General features: G+C 74.5%; 4 protein-coding genes and 1 pseudogene. 3 read left to right on the top strand and 2 right to left on the bottom strand.

Going from position 1 to position 5,274, the window contains the following annotated elements; genetic code table 11:
• Window positions 1–293 (top strand): annotated as a pseudogene (locus IEZ12_RS31060) (hypothetical protein); the annotation flags it as partial.
• Window positions 294–300: 7 nt separating this feature from the next.
• Here the strand turns inward: IEZ12_RS31060 and IEZ12_RS31065 are convergent.
• Window positions 301–657 (bottom strand): DUF6204 family protein, encoded by a 357-nt coding sequence (locus IEZ12_RS31065; RefSeq protein ID WP_043911676.1) that lies wholly within the window; start codon window positions 655–657, stop codon window positions 301–303.
• Between the two features lie 32 nt (window positions 658–689).
• A complete protein-coding gene (locus IEZ12_RS31070; protein WP_189276789.1) occupies window positions 690–2,900 on the bottom strand; it encodes a HelD family protein in 2,211 nt (736 codons plus the stop codon).
• 130 nt (window positions 2,901–3,030) lie between these two features.
• On the opposite strand from IEZ12_RS31070, the gene purB reads away from it, so the two are divergent.
• Window positions 3,031–4,470 carry an adenylosuccinate lyase gene (gene purB / locus IEZ12_RS31075; protein ID WP_189276791.1) on the top strand — a complete coding sequence of 480 codons (1,440 nt, stop codon included), beginning with the start codon at window positions 3,031–3,033 and terminating at the stop codon, window positions 4,468–4,470.
• Window positions 4,471–4,666: 196 nt separating this feature from the next.
• Window positions 4,667–5,274: RlpA-like double-psi beta-barrel domain-containing protein (locus tag IEZ12_RS31080; protein ID WP_505744228.1), on the top strand; the 608-nt coding region annotated here is incomplete at its 3' end.

Raw genomic sequence — 5,274 nt, forward strand, 5'->3', positions numbered from 1 at the left:
TGCTGCCCGACCACCCCGTCACCGACCAGGTCGAGCTGTACGGCCTGACCGCCGGCGCCCCCGACCAGTACCAGCAGGTCAAGGCCCTCAGCGACGGCGCCCGCCTGACCGGCCGACTGCGCCGACCGATCGGCGGCCACCTCTTCCTCGACCCGCCCGCCGGGCCCCCGCTGCTCCTCGACACCCGCCTGCTCACCGGCTGGACCCTGCACGCCGAACCCGCCGACGCCTGCGACGGCCTCACCCTGCTGCCCCGGGCCCGCCCCGCCGCCGAACAGGACACCCTGTTCTGACCGGCCGTCAGGACTTCCGCCGGGCCTCCTGCTTGCCCCGCGCGCCCACCGCCGCCAGCGACATGTCCTGCGCCTGCGACTTCAGGTTCTTGTAGCCGTACCCGCGGTCCGTCAGCCACAGCTCCGCCGCCGTCTCCGCCCGCACCGACGCCGCCACGACGTCCTCCTCCGCCTCGCCGTACTCCAGGAACCGGAAGGTGAAGAACGGGCGCGCCGACAGGTCGTACGTCAGATGGCCCTCGTCGGTGAACTGCGCTTTCAGCACGTCGTGCTCGGCCGCGGCGGCCGTCAGCTCGGCGTGCTGCTCGGGGGTGAGGGCGTCAAAGGCACCGCGCACCATGATGCGGAACGTACGAGTCGTCATGGCGGGACCCTAACCCGTCCCGCCCGTCCGGATCACCCCATTTTCGCCGACCCTGTCCGGTCGACAGCGGCCCGTTCGACAGCGGCCCGCTCGAATGCCGCCCGCAGCGGCTCCGGCAGCGGGCCGTGGTGGGCGACGGTCAGTCGACGGGTGGCCCGGGTCAGCGCCACGTACAGGTCGTGGCCGCCGCGCGGGGACTGCGCCAGGATCGCCGCCGGATCGGCCACCACCACCGCGTCGAACTCAAGTCCCTTGCTCTGCGCGGCAGTCAGTGCCCCCAGGTGCGCCAACTCCGCCAACCGGCCGTCCGGCACCACCAGGCCCGTGGTGCCCGGCCCGTCCGGCGCCAGCAGCGCGGGCAGCTGCGCCGCGTAGTCCCCGACCGCCACCGCCCGCGGCGCCTCGCCCTCCGCCCGCACCGACTCGGGCGCCCGCGCCGCCGGATCGACGGCCGCCAGCAGCGCCGCCGCCACCGCCATGATCGGCGCCGGGGTGCGGTAGTTGACGGTCAGCCGCTCCTCCCGCCAGCGCGTGCCCAGGTAGCGGCCCAGCATCTCCTGCCAGTCGTGCGCGCCCGCCGCCGACGAGGTCTGCGCCAGATCGCCCACCACCGTCAGCGACCGGGTCGGGATCCGCCGCATCACCATCCGCCAGGCCAGCGCCGACAGCTCCTGCGCCTCGTCGACCACCACATGCCCGAACGTCCACTCCCGGTCCGCTGCCGCCCGCTCGGCCGTCGACCGGTACGGCCCCTCCTCGGCGTGCCGGTCCGCCAGCGAAGCCGCGTCCAACTCGCCCTCCTGGTCGGTCACTTGGAGCACTCCACGGGCGTACTGCTCGGCATCGGCCCGGGCCCGGCCCCGCTCGGCGGCGGCCCGGCGCTGCTCCGCGCCGTCACTGCCCAGTAGTTCGGCGGCCTCGTCCAGCAGCGGGACGTCCTCCACCGTCCACGGTGCGCCGGGCGCGCGGTGCAGCGCGGCGCGTTCGGCGGGGGTCAGGGACGGGGCGAGGCGCTCCGGGTCGGCGAGCAGCGACTCGACGAGCTGCTGCGGCGTCAGGAGCGGCCACAGCGCGTCCAGGGCGGCCCGCACCTCCGGCTCGGCCCACAGCTCGCCCGGCGCGTACCGGGCCTCCTCCTCGTCCCACGGGCGGCCGATCGCGTCCGCGCGGGCCCGGGCCAGGCCGCGCAGGGCGGTGCGCAGGAACTCGGCGCGGGCCGCGTTGTGCGGCAGCCGCAGGCCCCGGGCGCCGTCCCGGGCGGCGGCCAGCAGCCGACGGGGGAGCGGCAGGTCGAGCGCGGTGATCAGGCCGTCCCCGGCGGGCAGCCGCTGGTGCAGGCGCACCGCCTCGGCGAGCACCTCGGCCATCTTCGGCGAACCCTTCAGGAAAGCGGTTTCCGGTCGGTCCGCGTCAACCGCGTGCACGCCCGGGAACAGCTCGCCGAGGGTGCGCAGCAGCACCTCGGTCTCGCCGAGCGAGGGCAGTACCTGCTCGATGTAGCGCAGGAAGGCCGGGTTGGGGCCGATCACCAGCACGCCGCGCCGCTCCAGCACCTCCCGGTGGGTGTACAGCAGGTACGCGGCCCGGTGCAGCGCGGCCACCGTCTTGCCGGTGCCGGGGCCGCCGTGCACCACCACCGCGCCGTGCAGCCCGGAGCGGATCACCCGGTCCTGCTCGGCCTGGATGGTCGCCACCACCTCGCGCATCCGCCCCGTCCGGGCCCGGCGCAGCTCGGCCAGCAGCGCGGCCTCGCCGACCAGGGTGCGGCGGCCGTCGGCGTCCAGCGCGTCCAGGTCGAACGCCTCGTCGTCCAGGCCGACCACCTGTCGGCCCCGGGTGCGCAGGTGGCGGCGGCGCAGCAGACCGGCCGGGTCGGCGGCGCTCGCGGTGTAGAACGGGCGGGCGGCCGGGGCCCGCCAGTCGAGCAGCACCGGTTCGAACTCCTCGTCCAGCAGGCCGATCCGGCCGAGGTGGTGGACGGCGCCGTCGCGGCCGTCGATCCGGCCGAAGCACAGGCCGCGTTCGACGGCGGTCAGCCGGGCCAGCCGGCGGGTGCGCTCGGCGAGCACCACCTCCTGCTCCAGCCGGGCCTGCCGCGTGCCGCCGGGCCGCGCGCTCTCGGCGCCGGCCTGTTCCAGCGCGACGCGGGCCTGTTCGCGGGTGGCGTCCAGTCGGGCGTACAGCTCCGTCAACCGGCGCTGCTCGGTGCGGAGTTCGGCTTCCAGGACGACGTCGCTTGCCATCTCTTCAGTCAACGTGATATCCTTGCCCTGGGGAAGTTCTGCGGTGGCGTGTGAGTGAGTGTTCAACCGGCCATGCTACCCCTCCTCACGGCGGAGGCGCTGCGTTCCCTCCTGACCTCGACTGTTAGGCTTGCGAAGCGTGAGCGCGAAGCCCAAGATCCCCAATGTCCTGGCCTCCCGGTACGCCTCGGCGACCCTGGCCCAGCTGTGGTCCCCCGAGCACAAGGTGGTACTGGAGCGCCACCTGTGGCTGGCCGTCCTGAAGGCCCAGCAGGACCTCGGCATCGAGGTGCCGCCCACCGCGATCGCCGACTACGAGCGCGTCGTCGACCAGGTCGACCTGGCGTCCATCGCCGCCCGCGAGAAGGTCACCCGGCACGACGTGAAGGCCCGCATCGAGGAGTTCTCCGAACTCGCCGGGCACGAGCAGATCCACAAGGGCATGACCTCGCGCGACCTCACCGAGAACGTCGAGCAGCTGCAGATCCGCCAGTCCCTGGAGCACGTCCGCGACCGCACGGTGGCCGTCCTGGTCCGCCTCGGCCGGCTCTCCGCCCAGTACGGCGAGCTCGTCATGGCCGGCCGCTCGCACAACGTCGCCGCCCAGGCCACCACCCTCGGCAAGCGTTTCGCGACCGCCGCCGACGAGGTCCTGGCCGCCTTCGCCCGCCTGGAAGAGCTGATCGCCCGCTACCCGCTGCGCGGCGTCAAGGGCCCGGTCGGCACCTCCCAGGACATGCTCGACCTCCTCGGCGGCGACGCCCAGAAGCTCGCCGAGCTGGAGCGCCGGGTGGCGGGCCACCTCGGCTTCGACAACGTCCTCACCTCGGTCGGCCAGGTCTACCCGCGCTCGCTCGACTACGACGTGGTCTCCACCCTGGTCCAGCTCTCCGCCGGCCCGTCCAGCATCGCCAAGACCATCCGCCTGATGGCCGGCCACGAGCTGGTCACCGAGGGCTTCAAGGCCGGCCAGGTCGGCTCCTCGGCCATGCCGCACAAGATGAACACCCGCTCCTGCGAGCGCGTCAACGGCCTCGCCGTCATCCTGCGCGGCTACGCCTCGATGACCGCCGAGCTCGGCGGCGACCAGTGGAACGAGGGCGACGTCTCCTGCTCCGTGGTCCGCCGGGTCGCGCTGCCGGACGCGTTCTTCGCCTTCGACGGCCTGCTGGAGACCTTCCTCACCGTCCTCGACGAGTTCGGCGCCTTCCCCGCCGTCATCGAGGCCGAGCTCGACCGCTACCTCCCGTTCCTGGCCACCACCAAGGTCCTGATGGCGGCCGTCCGGGCCGGCGTCGGCCGGGAGACCGCGCACGAGGTCATCAAGGAGCACGCGGTGGCCGCCGCGCTGGCCATGCGCGAGGGCGCCCGCGAGAACACCCTGGTCCCGGCGCTCGCCGCCGACACCCGGATCCCGCTCGACCGCGCAGCGATCGACGCCCTGCTCGCCGACCGCCTCTCCTTCACCGGCGCCGCCGCCGCCCAGGTCGGCGAAATCGTCCGCCGCATCGAGGCCGTCGCCGCCGCCCACCCCGAGGCCGCCAAGTACGCCCCGGGCGACATCCTCTGACGCTCGTCACCTTCGCGAAGCCCCGGAAGGCCCTGCACCCGCAGGAGCCCTCCGGGGCTTCGCGCATGCACCGGCCGGAACGGCCGCACCGCCGAGCCGGCCCGCGCACGCCGAACGTGAGCCAGGCGTGAGCGGGGGCTGCGAGCGTGGTGCCTGCTGGCGCCGATCGGCGCCACCAAGCAGGGAAGAGGAGTTCATGAGGGCACGAGCGGCGAAGACCGGAGCGGCTGCGCTGCTGCTCGCCGGCGGCATCACGCTGGCGACGGCCTCGCCCAGCGCCGCCTACGCGGGACGGGCGACGCACTACCCCGTGGGTCTCGGCGCCTGCGGCCAGGCATCCGTGCCGAGCGACCTGGTGGTGGCCCCGAGCCCCGCCGAGTTCGGCAACGGATACTCGGCGCCGCACTGCTTCCAGTCGGTCTGGATCCAGCACGGGGGGACGTCGATCGTCGCGACCGTCCTCGACCGCGGGCCCGCCGGCATGCCGCTCCACGACCTCGATCTGTCGCTCGGGGCTTTCGTGGCGCTCGGCGGTGACCCCAAGGGCGGCCCCATCGACGTCAGCTGGGGGTACGTCGAGACCTCACCGGGCTCGACGACGACGCCCCCGGGGCCGGGACCCATCGGCACCACCATGCCGGCCCCCACCGGCACCACGAAGGCGCCCACCCCCACCGGGACACCGGTCACGCAGCGGCCCGCGCCCACCGGGGTGCCGATCACTCCTCCCGAGCCGGTCCACCCCGCGCCGACGACGACGGCGCCACCGCAGCCGACCGGGGCGCCGACCCCCGGACCGACCGG

Source organism: Kitasatospora griseola, assembly GCF_014648555.1.
Classification (GTDB): domain Bacteria; phylum Actinomycetota; class Actinomycetes; order Streptomycetales; family Streptomycetaceae; genus Kitasatospora; species Kitasatospora griseola.